The organism is Microbacterium resistens, from assembly GCF_031456305.1.
In the GTDB taxonomy this organism is placed as follows: Bacteria; Actinomycetota; Actinomycetes; order Actinomycetales; family Microbacteriaceae; genus Microbacterium; species Microbacterium resistens_A.
Map to the genome: position 1 here is coordinate 172,917 of NZ_JAVDUM010000001.1, position 19,238 is coordinate 192,154.

At 68.6% G+C, this 19,238-nt stretch carries 21 protein-coding genes; 9 read left to right on the forward strand and 12 right to left on the reverse strand.

Annotated features, from left to right (window positions below; all coding sequences use genetic code 11):
- Positions 1 to 55 precede the first annotated feature (55 nt).
- The 7 genes from J2Y69_RS00845 to J2Y69_RS00875 all read right to left on the reverse strand — a co-directional run bounded on the left by J2Y69_RS00845 (position 56) and on the right by J2Y69_RS00875 (position 6,867).
- Positions 56 to 640 (reverse strand): hypothetical protein, encoded by a 585-nt coding sequence (locus J2Y69_RS00845; protein WP_310016585.1) that lies wholly within the window; start codon positions 638 to 640, stop codon positions 56 to 58.
- Between the two features lie 64 nt (positions 641 to 704).
- Positions 705 to 1,145 (reverse strand): type II toxin-antitoxin system VapC family toxin, encoded by a 441-nt coding sequence (locus J2Y69_RS00850; protein WP_310016586.1) that lies wholly within the window; start codon positions 1,143 to 1,145, stop codon positions 705 to 707.
- Positions 1,142 to 1,375: a FitA-like ribbon-helix-helix domain-containing protein gene (locus J2Y69_RS00855; protein WP_310016587.1), complete on the reverse strand. Its 234-nt coding sequence runs from the start codon at positions 1,373 to 1,375 to the stop codon at positions 1,142 to 1,144. Before J2Y69_RS00855 ends, J2Y69_RS00850 begins: the two co-directional genes overlap by 4 nt.
- Before the next feature lie 531 nt (positions 1,376 to 1,906).
- Positions 1,907 to 3,574 carry a DUF5677 domain-containing protein gene (locus J2Y69_RS00860; protein ID WP_310016588.1) on the reverse strand — a complete coding sequence of 556 codons (1,668 nt, stop codon included), beginning with the start codon at positions 3,572 to 3,574 and terminating at the stop codon, positions 1,907 to 1,909.
- Positions 3,575 to 4,102: 528 nt separating this feature from the next.
- The gene (locus J2Y69_RS00865; RefSeq protein ID WP_310016589.1) at positions 4,103 to 4,810 is read right to left on the reverse strand and encodes a hypothetical protein; all 708 of its coding nucleotides are present in this window, start codon (positions 4,808 to 4,810) and stop codon (positions 4,103 to 4,105) included.
- Positions 4,811 to 5,007: 197 nt separating this feature from the next.
- Entirely contained in the window at positions 5,008 to 6,081 is a 1,074-nt protein-coding gene (ychF, locus tag J2Y69_RS00870) for a redox-regulated ATPase YchF (protein ID WP_310016590.1), read from the reverse strand.
- Positions 6,082 to 6,129: 48 nt separating this feature from the next.
- A complete protein-coding gene (locus J2Y69_RS00875) occupies positions 6,130 to 6,867 on the reverse strand; it encodes a class I SAM-dependent methyltransferase (RefSeq protein ID WP_310016591.1) in 738 nt (245 codons plus the stop codon).
- Positions 6,868 to 6,949: 82 nt separating this feature from the next.
- Here J2Y69_RS00875 and J2Y69_RS00880 point away from each other — a divergent pair, with 82 nt between their 5' ends.
- From J2Y69_RS00880 to J2Y69_RS00890, 3 genes are all read left to right on the forward strand, one after another.
- Positions 6,950 to 7,561, forward strand: a complete 612-nt coding sequence (locus J2Y69_RS00880) for a 3'-5' exonuclease (RefSeq protein ID WP_310016592.1) — start codon at positions 6,950 to 6,952, stop codon at positions 7,559 to 7,561.
- Positions 7,562 to 7,631: 70 nt separating this feature from the next.
- Positions 7,632 to 8,045, forward strand: a complete 414-nt coding sequence (locus tag J2Y69_RS00885) for an ankyrin repeat domain-containing protein (protein WP_310016593.1) — start codon at positions 7,632 to 7,634, stop codon at positions 8,043 to 8,045.
- 172 nt (positions 8,046 to 8,217) lie between these two features.
- Positions 8,218 to 9,606: a DNA recombination protein RmuC gene (locus J2Y69_RS00890; protein ID WP_310016594.1), complete on the forward strand. Its 1,389-nt coding sequence runs from the start codon at positions 8,218 to 8,220 to the stop codon at positions 9,604 to 9,606.
- On the opposite strand, the gene J2Y69_RS00895 is transcribed toward J2Y69_RS00890, so the two are convergent.
- Together J2Y69_RS00895 and glpX are read right to left on the reverse strand one after the other, a co-directional pair.
- Positions 9,581 to 9,793: a UDP-N-acetylmuramyl pentapeptide phosphotransferase gene (locus tag J2Y69_RS00895; protein ID WP_310016595.1), complete on the reverse strand. Its 213-nt coding sequence runs from the start codon at positions 9,791 to 9,793 to the stop codon at positions 9,581 to 9,583. The two genes, J2Y69_RS00890 and J2Y69_RS00895, sit on opposite strands and share 26 nt — an antisense overlap.
- Positions 9,794 to 9,996: 203 nt before the next feature.
- Positions 9,997 to 10,983 (reverse strand): class II fructose-bisphosphatase, encoded by a 987-nt coding sequence (glpX, locus tag J2Y69_RS00900; protein WP_310016596.1) that lies wholly within the window; start codon positions 10,981 to 10,983, stop codon positions 9,997 to 9,999.
- Between the two features lie 184 nt (positions 10,984 to 11,167).
- Between glpX and fbaA the strand changes: the two genes are divergently transcribed.
- On the forward strand, positions 11,168 to 12,196 hold the full coding sequence (gene fbaA / locus J2Y69_RS00905) for a class II fructose-bisphosphate aldolase (RefSeq protein WP_310016597.1): 1,029 nt from the start codon (positions 11,168 to 11,170) through the stop codon (positions 12,194 to 12,196).
- A gap of 118 nt (positions 12,197 to 12,314) precedes the next feature.
- Here the strand turns inward: fbaA and J2Y69_RS00910 are convergent, their stop codons facing one another.
- From J2Y69_RS00910 to J2Y69_RS00920, 3 genes are all read right to left on the reverse strand, one after another.
- Positions 12,315 to 12,881, reverse strand: coding sequence for an MOSC domain-containing protein (locus J2Y69_RS00910; RefSeq protein WP_310016598.1), 567 nt, complete (start codon positions 12,879 to 12,881; stop codon positions 12,315 to 12,317).
- Between the two features lie 145 nt (positions 12,882 to 13,026).
- On the reverse strand, positions 13,027 to 13,575 hold the full coding sequence (locus J2Y69_RS00915) for a DUF6264 family protein (protein ID WP_310016599.1): 549 nt from the start codon (positions 13,573 to 13,575) through the stop codon (positions 13,027 to 13,029).
- A gap of 2 nt (positions 13,576 to 13,577) precedes the next feature.
- Positions 13,578 to 14,651: a 4-hydroxy-3-methylbut-2-enyl diphosphate reductase gene (locus J2Y69_RS00920; protein ID WP_310016600.1), complete on the reverse strand. Its 1,074-nt coding sequence runs from the start codon at positions 14,649 to 14,651 to the stop codon at positions 13,578 to 13,580.
- Between the two features lie 43 nt (positions 14,652 to 14,694).
- Here J2Y69_RS00920 and xseA point away from each other — a divergent pair, with 43 nt between their 5' ends.
- Genes xseA through J2Y69_RS00945 form a run of 5 tightly spaced genes read left to right on the forward strand, consistent with a single transcriptional unit; the run spans position 14,695 to position 19,084 of the window.
- The gene (xseA, locus tag J2Y69_RS00925) at positions 14,695 to 16,080 is read left to right on the forward strand and encodes an exodeoxyribonuclease VII large subunit (RefSeq protein ID WP_310016601.1); all 1,386 of its coding nucleotides are present in this window, start codon (positions 14,695 to 14,697) and stop codon (positions 16,078 to 16,080) included.
- Positions 16,081 to 16,095: 15 nt separating this feature from the next.
- The gene (locus J2Y69_RS00930) at positions 16,096 to 16,344 is read left to right on the forward strand and encodes an exodeoxyribonuclease VII small subunit (protein WP_396653019.1); all 249 of its coding nucleotides are present in this window, start codon (positions 16,096 to 16,098) and stop codon (positions 16,342 to 16,344) included.
- Positions 16,341 to 16,988 carry a DUF4245 family protein gene (locus J2Y69_RS00935; protein WP_310016603.1) on the forward strand — a complete coding sequence of 216 codons (648 nt, stop codon included), beginning with the start codon at positions 16,341 to 16,343 and terminating at the stop codon, positions 16,986 to 16,988. Before J2Y69_RS00930 ends, J2Y69_RS00935 begins: the two co-directional genes overlap by 4 nt.
- Entirely contained in the window at positions 16,985 to 17,659 is a 675-nt protein-coding gene (locus J2Y69_RS00940) for a carbonic anhydrase (protein ID WP_310016604.1), read from the forward strand. The genes J2Y69_RS00935 and J2Y69_RS00940 overlap by 4 nt, the downstream gene beginning before the upstream one ends.
- 30 nt (positions 17,660 to 17,689) lie before the next feature.
- On the forward strand, positions 17,690 to 19,084 hold the full coding sequence (locus tag J2Y69_RS00945; RefSeq protein WP_310016605.1) for a class II fumarate hydratase: 1,395 nt from the start codon (positions 17,690 to 17,692) through the stop codon (positions 19,082 to 19,084).
- Positions 19,085 to 19,238: the final 154 nt, after the last annotated feature.

The window sequence follows — 19,238 nt, forward strand, 5'->3', positions numbered from 1 at the left end:
GGGATCCGACCTCGTTGTTGTCCCACCGAAGCAGCGGCCTTGTCACCCCCAGCCGTCAGCCGTCGAACTCCGTCGGCCGTTCGTACTGCGCGCCGGCCCCCAGCGCGTCCACCAGGGCCTTCGGACAGTCTGGATCGAACGAACGATCCCAGCTTCGCAGCGCTCCGTCTGTGAACTGCGCCTCGATCGTGAAGCACGTGTATACCGCCGAGGGACCCGTGTAGCGTTCTCCACCCCTTGCTCCGATCTCATCACGCGGAATCTCGGGGTCGCGCGGACCCGAGAAGATCAGGGCGTCGAAGGAGAGCAACGCGTTCTTCTCGGCGCCTCGCCATCCCGGCGTGAAACCGTACACGACGACCGCCGACTCATCCGCCCGGAGGGACTCGGGCGCCCCTCCCCCGTCCCAGAGGAGGGTCTCCTTCTGTAGCGACGCCAGCATCTCGGCCGGTGTCGCCCCGAGCCTCTGCGCCTCGACCAGCTCGTCGTAGAGGGGGTTCTCCGCCGCGTCCATCTGCCGCCACAGGACACCGTCGTAGCCGCTTGAGCATCCGGCGAGCACGGACGTGGTGATCGCGATGAACGCCGTCGCGCCCGTTCGCACGAGCCTGCGGCGACGGATCCTTCTGGGTAGCGTCATGAAAAGGTCCGGTCCAAGTCAGTCGTTGAGGCGGAACTCCACCACGTTCCGATGGATAGAGCCATCACGACAAAGACGCGTGTTCCTCACCTGTCCACGGGTTGATGAGCGCGACGCCGGAGTGGATGAAGTCGTTCGTGTTGCGCGTCGCGCAGACCGCGTCCCTGGATCGACAGATGGCCGCGATCTGTGCGTCGCCGGTTGCAATCGGCAAGCCGGCGACTTCACGCGCGGCGAGGATGTCGGCGTAGCGAGGAGCCGCAGCGGCATCGAAGGCGATGATCGCCCCGGCGTCCCGATACGGCATGACCGCGGCCTCGACCAGCGACGTGAGGTCCTTCTTCCGTCGGCCGTCAGGAAGCTTACGAAGCCCTGCCAGGAGCTCCGCGAGAGTGACTGCGGCGATGGCGACATCATCAGCCAGCGATTCCAGCCAAGCGACGACGCGGGCGTCCGGCTGAGGCTTCAACACCTCGGAGACGACGTTGGTGTCGAGGACGATCACGAGAAGTCGACAGCTCGCGCGACGTCGGCCCGCTCAGGCACCGCGAGATCATCGATACCACCGACCGACCGCCCCGCCTGCAAGAGCGCCAAGCCGATGTTCGGCCGCGTGGCTGCGTTGGTCAGGATCTCACGCACCTCGGCTTCCATGGAACGGCCATGCTGCTTCGCCTGAGCGGCGATCCGGGCCTTGACGGACTCGTCGAGCCCGCGAACGACGATGGAGGACATGCCAACCACCTCCCAAGAGTGATTGCATTAATGCTAGCACTTTGGGTACGAGCCGAGGCGAGACCCGGTGTCCGAGGACCGCGATGAACTCAGCATCACCGAGGACTGGCACGTTGGCGTTATGAGTGCCCACGATGGGCTCCTTCTTGCCTCCCCGCCAGACGTCAACGTGAAGATCAGGTGTCAACGTGAAGATCAGTTGTTGAAGCGGAACTCCACCACGTCGCCGCGGTTGAGAACGAATGCCGTCCGAACGGCGGGCGCCTCCCCTAGTTCCGTGATCGGTTCGACTCGCTTCGTGAGACCGCTGGACTGCAGTTAGGTCTCCAGCGTCGGACGCAGAATACGGATTCCGACCCTCGGCGTCATCTGTGGGCGCGCGCGTAGTTGCTCGGCGTACCTGCCTCCAAGCCACTTCTGTCTACGGAGCGCGCAGTTGAGGGGCCAGCGGGGTTCGGTTCGGACAATGTGGCCAGACGGACGGCCCTGCTCTGGCACCACAGCGTCCGACTTCCTCGCGAGGGGCGTCGCTCACGCTCCTCCCAAGTCAACTTCGGGGGCGTCGGCGGTGGCAGGAGTCTTATCGGCGTCGAGCCAGGCGAAGGCGCGTCCAACGGCCGACTCATCAGTCCGAAGAATCTGAAGGCCGTCGCGCATCAGAGCATGATATTGCTCCACCCAGGCACGAGCCAATTCGACGTTGCCTCCCGGATTGATCGACAGGCTCGGGATCAGGTGCATCCCATGCAACACGTTGAGGCACCTCTCCATTGCGTGGGTTTCGATCGACCACCACTCAGAGTGAGCAACCCCGCTCGACATCGAGTATGCATGCCGGTAGTAGTCAAGGAGGCCTCCTTCTTGCGCCATGGCTCGGATGGACTTTCCCTCGGCAAACGTATCCCGAGTGTCGACAGTCCGCAGATCAAGGGGATGGTCATTGTGGCTAAGTCGGCGCAACTCCTCGATGCTCTCGCGAAACCCTGCTGTGCGCGCGTGATCTGGCAACTCGTCGAAGATCTGGGCGTACAGCTTCGCCTTCCCCGCACCGTATTCTTGGAACTGCTTGTAAATCGCCGGGTCTTGAATTGCCATCCAATGCAGGTATATCTCGATCTCGACGAGCATGCGACCGATGTGTGCACCGTGCTCAAGGCACCAGAGCGACGGCGCACCAAGCACGGCAATCAGGTCACGTCCCGCGCGCGAGACCAGTCCTGACACAACCTCCTGCCGCTCCTGCGCATGCAGGTGTGCCGGAGCTGTCTCCAGCGCCTCAACAAAGCTGCTCATGAGATCCATCACGAGTCGCCGCAAATGCGCACCGTCTTCGGGCATCTCAGCTGGCGCGATCTCAACGTCGTCCTCCGCAGTATCCTGCTCGGCCGCCTCTGCCGAGTCCTTGGGGGTACCGTTCGACGAGTCAAGGTCCCGATCCCGGATGCACCCCGAAGTCATCGAGTTAGCTCCCCAGAACATTCGAGCCCAGTCGGTTGCAGCATCAAAGCAGTTCGGGTCTTCGTGTTCTATCAGACCCCTGTGGGCGCCCCACATTGCTCGAACGGCAGTGTCGGCCTCCGCCCGCTTGCCGAGGTTGCCAGGGTAGTCCTTAAGCAAGTCAATCGTCTCGGCGCTGGAGCGGAACGTCCCGGCCTGGACGATACTCCAGATCCGCAAGCACTTTATGAGCGCTTCGTGGTGATCGTTCCCGACGGCACCGAGCAATGCGTCGCGAACCAGTTCCAGGTCTTCCACGTCGGGAGCCTTTAACTCCAGTCCGCCTGTGATCCACTGAGCAGGCATATGCGGGTACGACGCCAGGACTCGAGCCACACGCTCCGCAAGCAGGCCGCGTCGTCGCGCCTCCTGAACGACGACTGTCTCAGCACTCGGGAACCTCTTCGCAAGGTCGTCCAGCGAGGTGAGGCGTCCGTCGAGACGCTCTGCGATCCACTCGTTCTCACTGTGCCCAGAGAGACGGTCCTGAACAGCCTTCTGCCAGCGGACCATGTCGCGGATGCCATCCTCGCCACGGTCGGCGAGGATGAGTGCCGGCCACAGCAGGTCCGGAAAGTCGTCCTTGATCCAGTTGCCGATGTTCATCACGCCGGTCGCCATCAGCGGCGGTTTGAAAACGCGCCCCTTGCGGACGTGGCCCGTGAGAGGTCCATCCTTCTGATTCACTGTCGGGAAGTTCACTCGGCGACCATAGCGCGTGCTTCCGACACTCCCACGCTAGAAGGTTCCCATCGTGCTTCCCTCAATCTTCGGCGACGTTGGCGGGCGCCGGGGACGCCTGGTGGGCCTCGCCCGCAGGGAGACAGTGTCGCGTCACGCGTCACTTAACACGGTCATGAGTGCGTCCTCAACACGAGAGCGCGCAACTGGGTCAACCGCTTGCGACTACCCGCCCGACGATCTTGCGCGACTGATCGAGGCCGATTCGGATCGCATCTTCATCGAAGCGCGGCTACCTCGAAGTTCGTGTGCGGCTGAAACATGAACGAGCCATGCGGCCGCGAAGCGGCACACACGTGAGGCTACTCACCATCCCGGTCAATGAGCAGGATCCATCGGTTGCCGACCGATTCGAGGATCTACTCGCGCGCGCCCGTGTGCTCGATTAGCACGACGGTGTCCGCGACATGCTGCGGGAGCGCGGAATCACGGGCTGCCTGTGACCTGCCCAGCGCGCCGGCCGTCGTGATGATGCGCGGACGGCCGTTGTCAGACCGCCGATGTCTGCGTTGGCGTATCGACGACGACGAAGTCGCTCCACCTGAGCGCACCCGTGAACGACGCGCCGAGCACCCGGCATTCGACCTCGTCGTCGATGGCGTTGGACACATGGTGCCCGTAGTTGTCCGCGACCTCATCGGCGAGTGCGTCGACGTCGGGCAGTCGGCATCCAGTCTTGAGGTCCACGACGAGCGCGATCCGATCGTGCCCCCGGTGCACGAGCAGGTCGACGCGCGAGCGTGCGGCCCGCTGCTCCTTGGGCGTCCGAGCTGAGAGCATCGCGTACGGATCGGCGACCTCCGACAGGATGGCGACCCAGCCGTCCCGCTTCGCTTCGTCGAGGATCGCGCGCGCGATGCGGACGACCAACTCCTCGAGCCCGTCCAGGATTCGGTCGCGCTGCACGTCCGAGAATCTCACGGCGTCCTCGTACGCCGCGTTCCAGTACGGGCCGCCCGCGTCGATGAGCGCCCACCCGAGCTCCTCGTCCTCAGTCGTGATCGCATCGGTCAGCCGTCGGGCCATCCACCGCGCCTCGGCGACGAATACGGACTCATCGACACCACAGAACGCGGTCGTCTGTAGCGCCTTCTCGATCGTGAGCCATTTCCCGGCCGCAGCCAGGACGCAGCGGTGAACGAGCACACCCTTGGCCGCTACCCACCGGGGTTCAGTACCTTCTCCGTGTGACGTCATGCGCTCACGGTGCCATCAAGCGCCGACATCCGTGGACAGTCCGCACTGCGGAACAACGCTGGTACTGGGCACACGGATTTCGCCATGGCGACCGCGACAGCACCTGCTGGATCCTCTTCGGCGATACGGCGTCGCCGTGATGTTGAATCAGAACTCAACCAGTAAGAAGATCACTAAAGTCCTGGTCAGGAGCCAAATCAGTTATTGAACCTAAACTCCACCACGTCGCCGTCGCGCATCACGTAGTCCTTGCCCTCCAGGCGGGCCTTGCCCTTCGCGCGGGCCTCGACCACGGAGCCGGTCTCGACGAGGTCGTCGAAGGAGACGACCTCCGCCTTGATGAAGCCCTTCTCGAAGTCGGTGTGGATGACGCCGGCGGCCTGCGGGGCCTTCCAGCCCTTGCCGATCGTCCAGGCACGGGCTTCCTTGGGACCGGCGGTGAGATAGGTCTGCAGCCCGAGGGTGTCGAAGCCGATGCGGGCGAGCTGATCCAGGCCCGACTCCTCCTGGCCGGTCGAGGCCAGCAGCTCCGCGGCATCCTCGGGATCGAGGTCGATGAGCTCGGACTCGATCTTGGCGTCGAGGAAGATCGCCTTCGCCGGAGCGACGAGAGCCGCGAGCTCCGCCGTGCGGGCGGCGTCGGTGAGAACGCCCTCGTCCACGTTGAAGACGAAGATCACCGGCTTGGCGGTGAGGAGGCCCAGCTCGCGGATCGGCGCGATGTCGAAGCCCGCGGTCGAGAGGAGCTGTCCGCGCTCGAGCGCGTCCTGCGCGGCCTTGGCCGCCTCCAGGACGGACGGGTCAAGCTTCTTGCCCCGCACCTCCTTCTCGTAACGGGGAACCGCCTTCTCCAGCGTCTGGAGGTCGGCGAGCATGAGCTCGGCGTTGATGGTCTCCATGTCCGAGGCCGGGTCCACCGCGCCCTCGACGTGCACGACGTCGTCATCGGCGAAACCGCGCACCACCTGTGCGATCGCGTCGGCCTCGCGGATGTTCGCGAGGAACTGGTTGCCCAGCCCCTCCCCCTCGCTCGCGCCGCGGACGATGCCGGCGATGTCGACGAACGACACCGTCGCCGGCAGGATCCGCTCGCTGCCGAAGATCCCTGCGAGGGTCTCGAGCCGTGGGTCGGGCAGGTTCACAACGCCGACGTTCGGCTCGATCGTCGCGAACGGATAGTTCGCCGCGAGCACGTCGTTCTTGGTGAGGGCGTTGAAGAGGGTGGACTTGCCGACGTTGGGCAGTCCTACGATTCCGATGGTGAGAGCCACGGGGTAGGAGTCTACCGGCGCGGCCGGGTCCGCGACTCCGGCGAGCGCTCAGTCTCGCGTGGCCCGGAAGGCCGCAGTGACATAGGGCATGGCGATCGTTCGGCCGGGAGCGAGCCCGAGGTCGTCGAAGAGCGCGTCCATCTCCCGCTCGATCCGCTCCTTCTCCTCTGCGCTCGCGGTGATCACGGCGCTCCGGGAGCGAGCCATCTCGTGCAGTTGCTCCCGGGTCATCTCACGGCTCCATTCCCAGCGCCGCGTCTGCATCTCACCGAAGGGCTCAGCGAACCGGGGACCGCCATAGGCGACCATCTGCTCCGCGGGGCTGCCGTGCATGATCGCGGTCAGCCTCTGCACCCAGTCGACACGATCGTCGCGGACGTTCCAGATGGCGCCGAGCGTTCCTCCAGGACGCACCACGCGGCCGATCTCCGCCGAGGCCGCGATCGGCTCGACCCAGTGCCAGGCCTGCCCGAGAACCACCGCATCCACGCTCGCGTCGTCGAGCGGGAGGCGCTCAGCGGTGCCCACGCTCGTCGGCACGTCGGGGAGGTTCCGCCGCAGCGCCGCGAGCATCTCCGAATCCGGATCCACCGCGATGACGTCCGCACCCGTCGCGAGGAGCGCACGGGTGAGCTTCCCGGTCCCCGCGCCGACGTCCGCCACATGGCGCGCTCCTTCGGGCAGCCCATCGAGCAGCCAGTCGACGGCGTCCTGCGGATACTCGGGTCTCCCCACGTCGTAGCTTCCCGTCGCCGCCCCGAAACTCGTCGCCCGTTCCACGCTCATGGCGCCAGCCTACGCTCGCGCTTCCCGACATTTCTCGGCGCGCCTGGAGCGACGGGAAGCCGGGCCGGGCGATGGTGGATCCGTGCCCCTGGACTTCACTGCGATCGACTTCGAGACCGCGAACTCCAGCCCGGCCTCCGCCTGCTCGGTCGGTCTCGTGCGCGTCCGCGGCGGCGAGGTCGTCGCCACCGCCGGATGGCTCATCCGACCGCCGGCGGGGCACGACGAGTTCCAGGAGTGGAACGTCCGCATCCACGGGATCCGTCCGCACCAGGTGGCCGATGCCGCGAGCTGGAGCGAGCAGCTGGACCGTCTGTGCGGCTTCGCCGGCGCCGATGTGCTCGTGGCCCACAACGCGGGCTTCGACCTGAACGTGCTGCGCCGCGCGTGCGAGGCGACCGGCGACACGGCTCCTCCTTACCGCTCGCTGTGCAGCCTGCACGTGGCACGGAAGGTCTACGACCTCGACTCCTATCGTCTGCCCGTCGCCGCCGCAGCCGCCGGTTTCGGCGACTTCCCGCACCATGACGCCCTGGCCGACGCCCGCGCCTGCGCGCAGATCGTGATCGACGCGGGCAGGCGCCTCGGCGCCGAGTCCGTTGACGCGCTGGCCGACGCCCTCGGCGTGCGGATCACCGCTCCCGCGACGGCGGCCACCGTCTCCGCTGGCGCTCCTGCACGCGCCGTCGCCTGATCCTTCCCGGTCGTTCCCCCTCCGCCTTCTCCTCAGTCGCTTCCCTGCTGCGGACCGCGACAATGGACGGATGACCGAACAGCAGCCCGGTGACTCCGGCCTCAGCCTCGAGGTGATCGAGGGCACTTTCGATCTGGCCCGCGACGGGCGGGTCGGTCCCCTCGGCGAGATGATCGACGCCGGCGTCCCCATCGACCTCCGCAACCCCCGTGGAGACACCCTGCTGATCGTCGCCGCCTACGCCGAGCGCGTCGACGTGGTCGCAGACCTCCTGGCGCGCGGAGCCGATACCGACGCGGTCAACTCCCATGGACAGACGGCGGTGGCCTGTGCGGTCTTCCGTCGCAACGAGCCCCTGCTCCGGATGCTCCTCGACGCCGGCGCCGACCAGAATGCCGGAGGCCATCCGGCAGCGCAGATCGCGGACCAGTTCGGCCAGCCCGCCATGCGCGCTGTCCTGGACGAGTACGCCGCCCGCGCCTAACCGCGCGCTGCCCTGACCGGGCTGCGCGCCTTTCCAGGTCTTCCGGTCTTTCCAGACCTTCCGGTCGCGAAATCTGCCGCTCCTGGGCCGCTGAGACGGCCGTTTTCGCGACGGGAGCCGACGGATCGGACGACACCGGTCGAATGTCGGTGGCCCCCACCACGATGGACGCATGGAAGCCCCGCTCGTCTTCGCCATCGCCCTTCTCGCGCTGATCGCCGGCGCGGGTGCAGGCTGGGTCGTCGCCCGTTCCCGCGCGGCCGCCGAGGTCGCCCGTGCCACGGCCGAAGCCGCGGCCCTGCGTGACGACCGCGACCGCCAGTACGACCTCTACCGCGACGCGGTGGAGCACTCGCGAACCGAACAGCGCGCCGCCGCCGAGCGCTCGCAGCAGCAGAACGCGGTGCTGACCGCACTCGCGCCGGTGCGCGAGACACTGCACCTCATGCAGCGGAAGGTCTCGGACCTGGAACAGGACAGGCATGCCCAGTTCGGGGCCTTGAGCGAGCAGCTCCGCAGGGCGCACGAGTCGGATGAGGCGCTGCGCGCGACGACCGAGGCGCTGGCCGGTGCCCTGCGCTCCACTGCGACGCGCGGCGTATGGGGCGAGACGCAGCTGCGTCGTGTGGTGGAGGCCGCCGGACTCACCCGGCACATCGACTTCGACCTGCAGACCACCATCTCCTCGGACAATGGCAGGGGCCGCCCCGACATGGTGATCCGGCTGGCCGGCGGCGCGTCGATCGCGGTCGATGCGAAGGTTCCGCTCGACGCCTATCTGGAGGCGAGTGCGCTCGGCGCCACGGACGAGGCCCGACGCCGGACGCTCATGCAGCAGCACGTCAAGGCGGTCCGGGCACACGTCGATGCACTCGCGAAGAAGGCCTACTGGGCGGGGCTCGACGCCGGGCCGGAGTTCGTCATCTGCTTCCTGCCCAGCGAGTCGCTACTCGCCACGGCGATCGACGAGGACCCCTCCCTCCTCGATCACGCTTTCGGGAAGAAGATCGCGCTCGCCTCCCCCGTGAACCTCTGGGCGGTGCTCAAGACCGTGGCCTACACCTGGACGCAACAGGAGGTCTCCGCCGAGGCGCAGTCCCTGCTCACCCTCGGCACGCAGCTCTACGACCGGCTCGGAGTGCTCGCCCACCACGCCGATGACCTCCGCCGAGCCCTCGAACGCACCGTGGAGAGCTACAACCGGTTCGCCGGATCCCTGGAGAACCGCGTGCTGGTGACCGCCCGCCGATTCCCCGGGATCGATCCGTCCTCGCTCGACTCACCGGCGACGATCACCGAGGGGACACGTCGCTTCACCGCGGAGGAGCTCACGACCGAGCCCGACCTCGACGATTCGGGGAGGATCACCGCCGAGCTCGGCGAGGTGCGTGCGCGGATCGCCGCCGAGGCTCCCGTCGATGCGGATGGTGCGTGGATCTCAACACCGGCGGGGGTTTCTCTTGATGACGTCGCGCCGAGAGACGGAGACGATCAGCCGGTGGACAGGAAGATCGACCCCTCGGAGGGAGAGGAGGTCACGCGCCCCCGGGAACGAAGCTGAGCATCGCGATCACCGCGCCGGAGAAGGCCACGAAGGCACCGATCATCCACCACGCGCTGATCTCATGACCCTCTTCGCGGCGCACACGGAACAGCACGTCGGTGCGACGGGACGGATCCATCTCGATGACGGTGACGGTGCCGGTGTCGGTGACCGTCGTGTGCCGGTACACGTTCTCGGAAGCCATCCGCCCGCCCTTCTCACTGTCCGGCGCCAGCCAGTGCCGGTGCGCTACGGACGGGTTCCATTGTGCCAGGCATCGGCCGATCCATGCGGATGCAGCTCGATATCGCGGTACCGGGTCGGTAACGATCCCCTGATCAGAAGCCGATCAGGGAACCGATATCGCCGTCGTGAGGCGTCAGACGTGAGGCATCAGAATCTGAGGCGTCAGAGCCACTTCGAGACGAGGTGCTCGGATGCGATCCTCCGGAGCGTTCCGGAGGCGCTGCGGAGGACGACGCTCTCGGTGTAGAGGTACTCGCCCTCCCGCCGGACCCCCGCGACGAGCTGCCCGTCGGTGACACCGGTGGCGACGAAGATCGTGTTGTTGCCCCGCACGAGGTCATCGGCCTCGTAGACCTTGTCCATGTCAAGGCCCGCGTCGATCCCGCGCTGACGCTCCTCGTCGTCGCGCGGCCAGAGGCGGCCCTGGATGTGACCCCCGAGAGCCTTGATCGCACAGGCCGTCACGATCCCCTCCGGGCTGCCGCCGACACCGACGCACATGTCCGTGCGCGCCCCGTGCCGCGCGGCGTTGATGCCGCCGGCGACGTCACCGTCCGACATCAGTCGGGTGCCGGCGCCCGCCTCGCGGATCTGCCGGATGAGATCGTCGTGGCGCGGACGGTTCAGCACCGAGACGACGATCTCCTCCACCGGCTTGTCGAGCGCTCCGGCAAGGAGTCGGATGTTCTCGGCGATCGGCAGACGGATGTCGACGACGCCGACACCGGCGGGTCCGGTGACCAGCTTGTCCATGTAGAAGACGCTCGACGCGTCCAGCATCGTCCCGCGGTCGGAGACGGCGATGACCGAGAGCGCGTTCTGGCGCCCGGCCGCAGTCAGCGACGTACCGTCGATCGGGTCCACGGCGATGTCGCAGGCGGGGCCCTGCCCCGTGCCGACGCGCTCGCTGTTGAAGAGCATCGGGGCGTTGTCCTTCTCCCCTTCGCCGATCACGACCTCTCCGTCGAAGTCGACGGTCCCGAGGAAGGCGCGCATCGCGTCCACGGCGGCTCCGTCGGCCGCCTCCTTGGCGCCGCGTCCGATGAAGGGGACAGCGCGGATGGCCGCCGCCTCCGTCGCGCGGACGAGCTCCAACGCAAGGTTGCGGTCGGGGCGGAGTGGACTGAGATCGGCAGTGAGGCTCACCATGAGGCTCAGCATAGGAGTCAGGCGTTCAGGGATTCACGGATTTGCACGTCCGTTCATCGAAAGATGCGCGCTTCTTGCCAGGATCGAAGATCTGCCCGTCGTCACGACCGGATCGGCGATCAGAATCCCGGAACACACGGCGATAGAGTGGCTCTGAACCCCGTCGCTCAGCACAGGAGATGCCATGCCCGTTGCCACCCCGGATCAGTACGCCGAGATGCTCGATCGCGCGAAGGCCGGCGGTTTCGCCTACCCCGCGTTCAACGTCTCCAGCTCGCAGACGATCCACGCCGTGCTGCAGGGCCTGACCGAGGCCGGCTCCGACGGCATCATCCAGGTCACGACCGGCGGTGCGGACTACTTCGCCGGCCAGACCGTCAAGGCCCGCGCCACCGGAGCCCTCGCCTTCGCGAAGTACGCCACCGAGGTCGCCAAGTCCTACCCGGTCACCGTCGCGCTGCACACCGACCACTGCCCGAAGGATGCCCTCGCCGGCTTCGTCGAGCCGCTGATCGCCGCCTCCGAGGAGGAGGTCAGGGCCGGACGCAACCCGATCTTCCAGTCGCACATGTGGGACGGCTCGGCCGTTCCCCTCGCCGAGAACATCGAGATCGCCAAGGATCTCCTCCCCCGCATGAAGAACATCAACGCCATCCTCGAGGTCGAGATCGGCGTCGTCGGCGGCGAGGAGGACGGCGTGCGCCACGAGGGCTCGAACGACGCGCTCTACACGACCTTCGCCGACGTCGATCAGGCCGTGCAGGCGCTGGGCCTCGGTGAGCAGGGCCGCTACATCGCCGCGCTCACCTTCGGAAACGTGCACGGCGTCTACAAGCCGGGCAACGTCAAGCTCCGCCCCGAGCTGCTCGGCGACATCCAGCAGCAGGTCGCGGCGAAGTACGGCACCGGCCCGAAGCCGCTCGACCTCGTCTTCCACGGCGGCTCCGGCTCGACCGACGAGGAGATCGCGCTCGCGGTCGCCAACGGCGTCGTGAAGATGAACATCGACACCGACACGCAGTACGCCTTCACCCGGTCGATCGCCGGCTACATGTTCGCCAACTACGACGGCGTGCTGAAGGTCGACGGCGAGGTCGGCAACAAGAAGGTCTACGACCCGCGCGCCTGGGGCAAGGTCGCCGAGACGGCCATGGCCGCGCGCGTGACCGAGTCGACCCGCCAGCTCGGATCGTTCGGCACCTCCCAGAGCTGAGGCCTACGAGACGATGCCCCGGTCCGGACGGATCGGGGCATCGTCGTCTCCGCTCAGAGTCGCAGTTCAGAGTCTCCGCTCAGAATCTCCACTCAGAGACGCAGTTCGGGCCTTCGGCTCAGGCCCCGCGGTAGATGTCCAGGATCGTCGGGCCTTCGGGGCGCAGCAGGACCTCGATCGGGTCGCCCGCCGAGACACGTCCGGTCCGGAGGACCCGCAAGTAGGGACCGAGACGGCGGGCATCGGAGAAGCGGCGCACCCATCCGTCCGCGGCCTCCTCCGCCACGTGCTCGCCCATGCGGCGCGCGAACGTCTGACATGGCGTCCGGGGCATGGTCACCTCGACCTCGACCGCCCTCGGCCCCTCCCCGATCCGCCAGACCTCACCGATGCGGGCGGCGTTGACGTCGATGCCCTCGGTCCGGAGGTTCTCGCCGAACACGCCGGGCGCGATCTCGTGCCCGAGCTCCGCACCCCACCAGTCCGCGTCCTCCTGCGCGTAGGCGTAGAGCGCCTTCTCCAGCCCGCCGTGGTGCTTGCGGTCGGCCTGGACGTCGGCGTACGCCCCGTACCGGCCGACCTTCACCGGACCGTCAACGGGTCTCTTGTCGATCGCCGTCGTCCCGACCGTCCCCGCATCCGGGAGGAGCTGATGCACGACGCAGACGGCGAGGAGTCGGGGCATGGATATCACCCTAACCGTCCTCCCCGCTCCGACGTCGCGCTGCCGTTTCCTGCGTACGCTGCGCAGGTCTCCGCCGCGCGCGCAGAGACAAGCAGCGCGAGCCGAGAGCGGCGCGAGTCAAGGCGTTGAGCCCGGGTCCGGGGCGTCAGCCGCCGCGAACGGTGTCCATGTAGGCGATGAAGGCGGGATCGGCGAACATCGGCACGCTGAGGCAGAGGGAGGCGGCGATCGTCGTGACGACCGCGCCGACCAGTGGGATCCACCAGGTCGAGCGCCGACGACGCAGCTGCAGCACCGATAGGGCGGCGGTCACGGTCCAGCCGAGGATGAGGACGATCGACGCGATCATGCCCCACGTCTTCCCCGCCTCGAAGTTCGTGAACTCCCCCTCGACGCCGATCAGCTTCATGCTCTGGTTCATGAGGCGCGGGACGTCGCCGTAGGCGACCACCGTCATGATCACGTTGACCAGGCCGTAGGCGAGGAGCGCGAGCGTGACGGCACGCCCGATGGGGCGGTTCCTCCCGCGGTCCGCGACCTCAGCCGCAGCCCCGGCCTGCGGAGCCGCGATCGCGGGCTCGGTCGCCGCAGCGACCACGCCCGCGGGCGGCGGGGTGACCAGATCGCGTCCCGCGCGTCGGTCCTGCTCCTCGGGCGTCGCGTACTCGCCGAACTGCGGCCGGGCGTCCGTCACGGTCAGCGACCGACCCGTCCGCCGAGAGCGCGCGCGTCGCGCTGTCCCGCGTTGTCCTGTCGCAGCTCCTTCGGCAGGGAGAACATGAGGTCCTCCTCCGCGGTGCGCACCTCCTCGACGTCCCCGTAGCCGGCCTCGGCGAGCGCCTCCAGCACTTCCTCGACCAGCACCTCCGGCACCGATGCGCCGCTGGTGACGCCGACGGTGGAGACCCCGTCCAGCCACTCCTGGCGCACCTCGTCCGCATAGTCCACGCGATAGGCGGCGGTGGCGCCGTGCTCGAGCGCGACCTCCACCAGGCGAACGCTGTTGGAGGAGTTGGCGGAGCCCACCACGATCACGAGCTCCGCGTCCCTCGCGACCTTCTTGATCGCGACCTGACGGTTCTGCGTGGCGTAGCAGATGTCGTCCGACGGCGGATCGTGCAGCTCGGGGAACCGCACGCGCAGCCGGTTCACGGTCTCCATGGTCTCGTCCACCGAGAGGGTCGTCTGCGAGAGCCAGACCACCTTCGAGGGGTCCTTGACCTCGACGACGTCCGCCTCATCCGGCGAGTTGACGATGGTGACGTTGTCGGGCGCCTCGCCCGCCGTCCCCTCGACCTCTTCGTGGCCCTCGTGGCCGATGAGCAGGATCTCGTAGTCGTCACGGGCGAATCGGACGGCCTCGCGGTGCACCTTGGTCACCAGCGGGCACGTCGCATCGATCGCGTGGAGCCCCCGGTCCGAGGCCGCGGACACGACGGCCGGCGAGACGCCGTGCGCGCTGAAGACGACATGGGCGCCCTCGGGCACCTCGTCGACCTCCTCGACGAAGATCGCCCCCTGGGCCTCGAGCTCGGTGACGACGTGGATGTTGTGGACGATCTGCTTGCGCACGTACACGGGCGCCCCGAACCGCTGGAGCGCCTTCTCGACGGCGATGACCGCACGGTCCACGCCCGCGCAGTATCCTCGGGGAGCTGCCAGCAGCACCCGCTTGTGTCCGTCCACCGGGTTATCCTGAAGGCGCTCCCGCACCTCGGACCGGCGCGCACGGGGCACCTGCGGCACGGGCAGCGAAACAGCAGTCGACATCACACGCCGAGTCTACCGGCGCGGTACCGGGGAGGAGCTGGGGATGACCTCTTTCGAGCCTGCGCATGTGCCGGGGGAGGCGCCGCCCGCCGACTCCGTCGCGCCCCGCGACTCCACCTCGGAGGCGCCCACCTCCGTCGCGCGGCTGAACGCCACCATCCGCGACTTCATCGCCCGGTGGAACACCGTGTGGGTCGAGGGCGAGATCACCTCCTGGAACCTCCGCGGCGGCAACGTGTTCGCACGGCTCAAGGACACCCGCTCGGACGCGCAGATCTCGATCCGGATCTGGTCGAGCGTCCGCGCGCGGATCCCCTCCGACCTCGGCGTGGGCGATCACGTGGTCGCCGCGGTGAAGGCGGACTACTTCGTCAAGGCCGGCGACTTCAGCTTCGCGGTGTCGACCATCAAGCACGTCGGACTCGGCGACCAGCTGGAGCGTCTGGAGCGCCTGCGCGCCCAGCTGCGCCAGGAGGGTCTGTTCGACCCGGCTCGCAAACGACCACTGCCGTTCCTCCCCCACGTGATCGGTCTCATCACCGGTGAGAACTCCGATGCGGAGAAGGATGTGCACCGCAACGCCGAGCTGCGCTGGCCGCAGGTGCGGTTCCGCACGGTCCACGCGGCGGTCCAGGGCGAGCGCTGCGTCCCCGAGACGCTCGCCGCGCTCCGGACGCTCGACGCCGACCCCGAGGTCGACGTGATCGTCATCGCCCGCGGCGGCGGCGACCCGCAGACGCTCCTGGGCTTCAGCGACGAGCGCCTCGTGCGTGCGGTCGCCGCGGCCGCCACGCCCGTCGTCAGCGCCATCGGGCACGAGAACGACCACCCGCTGCTCGACGATGTCGCCGACCTGCGTGCCTCCACGCCGACGGATGCGGCGAAGCGCGTCGTCCCGGACGTCGGCGAGCAGCGCGCGCTCATCGCGCAGCTGCGCTCCCGCGCGACCACACGGGTCTCGCAGCGCGTCACGCACGACATCGCCCAGCTGGAACAGCTCCGCTCGCGTCCCGTGCTCCGCTCGCCCGAGCCGCTCATCGATCGCCGGGCCCAGGAGATCCACCTGCTCGCCGCCCGAGGACGCGAGGCCGTGGTCCGCGGCGTCGACCGCGGGACGCGGCACACCGTGGAGCTGCGCGCGTCGCTGCGCGCCCTGTCGCCGGCGGCCACCCTGGCTCGGGGCTATGCGATCGCCCACCTCGACGGCGGGGTCATCCTGCGCGACGCGGCCGCCGCCCCGCACGGGACGCCTCTGACGATCACGGTCGACCGCGGCTCGATCCGCGCGATCTCCGACGGCGAGATCCCCGAGATACCGGAGTCCCCGACGGCCCCGGACACGATGGACGCGGCGGAAGCGACGGGCGAGCAGGCGGACGGCACATCATCGCCCGCCCGCTCGGATCGGACGTCGGGGGTGCGCGGCTAGGATGGTGGGGTGACCGTGAGCGAGGAGTCTGCGAGCCCCGGGGCGATCCGTCCCGCCGATCCCGCGACGCTCACCTTCGAGGAGGCCAGGGACGAGCTCGTCCGGGTCGTCGCGGAGCTCGAGCAGGGAGCGCCGACGCTGGAGCAGTCCCTCGCGCTGTGGGAGCGCGGCGAGGCGCTCGCCCTGCGGTGCGAGGAATGGCTCCTCGGCGCCAAGCGTCGCCTCGACGCCGCGCGCGGTGTCGCCGAGGAGGCCGCATCGTGAGCCGCCCCTCCGCACCCGTCGTCGCCGAGCTCGGCCGTCCGGAGACCCCGTCGGAGACCGCTGAGCGCAAGGCGGCGTCGTCGGCGGCCTACCGCTCCAGCCAGAACTTCCGCAGCCTGATCGCCGCGCTCGTGGTGACGCTGGCCGTCGTGATCGTGATCGTCCTCATCGTCCCCCGCGGCGAGCCGGCTCCGAAGCCGCCGATCGACCTCCCCGGCATCGCCGCGAACGCCGAGACCGCGATCGGCGGGCCGGTCGTCCTCCCCGAGGTCCCGGAGGGCTGGGCGGTCAACCGCGCCGAGCTCACCGGCGGCGCCGTGACCGTCTGGGACGTCACGATCGCCCCCACCGGCGACAACGACCGCGGATTCGCCCACATCGCACAGGCCGTCGACGTCGGCGCCTCCTGGGCCGCGACGCCCCTGAAGGGCACCCCGAAGGACGGCACGGTCTCGATCGCCGGACGCGACTGGGACGTCTACAAGGTCGCGCGCCCCGCCGACTCGGCGAACGTCTCCTACGCGCTGGGGACGGCCGCAGGGCCCGACTACGTACTGATCTACGGGTCGCTGAGCGAGAAGACCGCCGCGGGGCTGGCCGAGAGCCTCGCCCCCCAGCTGGACGCGGTCGAGGGGACACGATGATCCCGCACCGATCCCGGCTGACCCCCGACGAGGCCTGGCAGCAGATGCTCGACGGCAACCGCCGCTTCGTCGCCGGCTCCCCCGCCCACCCGAACCAGGACGTCGGGAAGCGGAACGAGCTCGCCGAGGGCCAGGCGCCCATGGCGACGCTCTTCGGCTGCTCCGACTCGCGCCTGGCCGCCGAGATCATCTTCGACAAGGGCCTGGGCGACCTCTTCGTCGTGCGGAACGCGGGCCAGGTGCTCGGCGAGTCGATCGTGGCGAGCCTGGAGTACGCGGTGGAGATCCTCGGCGTCCCCCTCATCGTGGTCCTGGCGCACGACGAGTGCGGCGCGGTCCGCGCGGCGATCGACGGCACCGCGATCGACGCCGCCCCCCTGCCCCCGCACATCTGGAAGCTCATCGCGCCGATCGTCCCGGCGGCGCGGAAGGTCCTCGCCGCCGCCGGCGGATCGCGCCCCGAGGACATCGACGCCGAGCTCGTCGGGCGCGAACATCTGCGCAACACCGTCGGCGACGTGCTGCAGTCGTCCGAGCTGATCAGCGCCGCCGTCGCGGAAGGGCGCCTCGGCATCGTCGGCGCCAACTACCGACTCACCGAGGGCACGGCCGTGCCCATCGTCTCCGTGGGCCTCGCCGACGACGCGGCCCTTGCCACCCCGGCCTCATAGCCGGCTACCGTCACCTCTGGAGGAACAGCCGTGACCGACATCGAGTACCGCATCGAACACGACACCATGGGCGAGGTGCGGGTGCCTGTCAACGCGCTCTACGGCGCGCAGACCCAGCGCGCGGTGGAGAACTTCCCGATCTCCGGGAAGGGGCTCGAGTCCGCGCAGATCGCCGCGCTCGCCCGCATCAAGAAGGCCGCAGCCCTCGCGAACAAGGAGCTGGGCACGCTGGACGGCGGCATCGCCGACGCCATCGCGCAGGCCGCCGATGAGGTGGCGGCCGGCAAGCACGACGGCCAGTTCCCCGTCGACACCTACCAGACCGGTTCCGGCACGTCGTCGAACATGAACATGAACGAGGTCCTGGCGACCCTCGCGACCCGCATCCTCGGGGCGACCGTGCATCCGAACGACCATGTGAACGCCTCACAGTCGTCCAACGACGTGTTCCCGACCTCGGTGCACATCGCCGTCACGCAGGCGCTCATCGACACCCTCATCCCGGCGCTGGACCACCTCGCGGTCGCGCTCGAGGCGAAGGCCGTGCTGTGGAAGGACGCGGTCAAGTCCGGACGCACGCACCTCATGGACGCGACGCCCGTCACCCTCGGCCAGGAGTTCGGCGGCTACGCCCGCCAGATCCGCCTCGGCATCGAGCGCGTCCAGGCCGCGCTCCCCCGCGTCGCGGAGGTCCCGCTGGGCGGCACCGCGGTCGGCACCGGCATCAACACGCCGCTCGGCTTCCCGCAGAAGGTCATCGCGCTGCTCGCCGCCGAGACCGAGCTGCCGGTCACCGAGGCGAAGGACCACTTCGAGGCCCAGGCCAACCGCGACGGCCTCGTCGAGGCGTCCGGCGCGCTGCGCACCATCGCGGTGTCCCTGACCAAGATCAACAACGACCTGCGCTGGATGGGCTCCGGCCCGAACACCGGCCTCGGGGAGCTGCACATCCCCGACCTCCAGCCCGGGTCCTCGATCATGCCCGGCAAGGTCAACCCCGTCGTCCCTGAGGCCGTCCTCATGGTCTGCGCGCGCGTCATCGGCAACGACGCGACCGTCGCCTGGGCCGGAGCCTCGGGCTCCTTCGAGCTCAACGTGGCCATCCCGGTCATGGGCACCGCGCTCCTGGAGTCCATCCGCCTCCTCGCGAACGCCGTGCGGGTCCTCGCCGACAAGACCGTCGACGGGCTGCAGGCCAACGTCGAGCGCGCCGCCGCCTTCGCCGGCATGTCGCCCTCGATCGTCACACCCCTGAACAAGGTCATCGGCTACGAGGCCGCGGCGAAGATCGCCAAGCACGCGGTCGCGAAGGGCATCACCGTCCGTGACGCGGTGATCGACCTCGGCTACGTCGAGCGCGGCGAGATCACCCTCGAGGTGCTGGATCAGAAGCTCGACCTGCTCTCGATGACGCACGCCGGCTGAGAGACACGCATGGAGGGCCCGGGAGGATTCGTCCTCCCGGGCCCTCCGTCGTGCAGCGGGGCGCGCGTACCTCGTCATCGGTCGGACCCGTCATCCGGATTTCGGCTCGATGTCACCTTCCGGACACCCGGGGTTGCTGTGCTGGCACGGCGGG

Bases quoted from the DNA above. Each gene is read 5' to 3' on its own strand.
- xseA (WP_310016601.1), top strand. From the start codon at position 14,695: ATGACCTCTTTCGAGCCTGCGCATGTGCCGGGGGAGGCGCCGCCCGCC.
- J2Y69_RS00875 (WP_310016591.1), bottom strand. From the start codon at position 6,867: ATGAGCGTGGAACGGGCGACGAGTTTCGGGGCGGCGACGGGAAGCTAC.
- J2Y69_RS00865 (WP_310016589.1), bottom strand. From the start codon at position 4,810: ATGACGTCACACGGAGAAGGTACTGAACCCCGGTGGGTAGCGGCCAAG.
- glpX (WP_310016596.1), bottom strand. From the start codon at position 10,983: ATGGTGAGCCTCACTGCCGATCTCAGTCCACTCCGCCCCGACCGCAAC.
- fbaA (WP_310016597.1), top strand. From the start codon at position 11,168: ATGCCCGTTGCCACCCCGGATCAGTACGCCGAGATGCTCGATCGCGCG.
- J2Y69_RS00855 (WP_310016587.1), bottom strand. From the start codon at position 1,375: ATGTCCTCCATCGTCGTTCGCGGGCTCGACGAGTCCGTCAAGGCCCGG.
- J2Y69_RS00890 (WP_310016594.1), top strand. From the start codon at position 8,218: ATGGAAGCCCCGCTCGTCTTCGCCATCGCCCTTCTCGCGCTGATCGCC.
- J2Y69_RS00885 (WP_310016593.1), top strand. From the start codon at position 7,632: ATGACCGAACAGCAGCCCGGTGACTCCGGCCTCAGCCTCGAGGTGATC.
- J2Y69_RS00940 (WP_310016604.1), top strand. From the start codon at position 16,985: ATGATCCCGCACCGATCCCGGCTGACCCCCGACGAGGCCTGGCAGCAG.
- J2Y69_RS00895 (WP_310016595.1), bottom strand. From the start codon at position 9,793: ATGGCTTCCGAGAACGTGTACCGGCACACGACGGTCACCGACACCGGC.
- J2Y69_RS00910 (WP_310016598.1), bottom strand. From the start codon at position 12,881: ATGCCCCGACTCCTCGCCGTCTGCGTCGTGCATCAGCTCCTCCCGGAT.
- J2Y69_RS00845 (WP_310016585.1), bottom strand. From the start codon at position 640: ATGACGCTACCCAGAAGGATCCGTCGCCGCAGGCTCGTGCGAACGGGC.
- J2Y69_RS00920 (WP_310016600.1), bottom strand. From the start codon at position 14,651: ATGTCGACTGCTGTTTCGCTGCCCGTGCCGCAGGTGCCCCGTGCGCGC.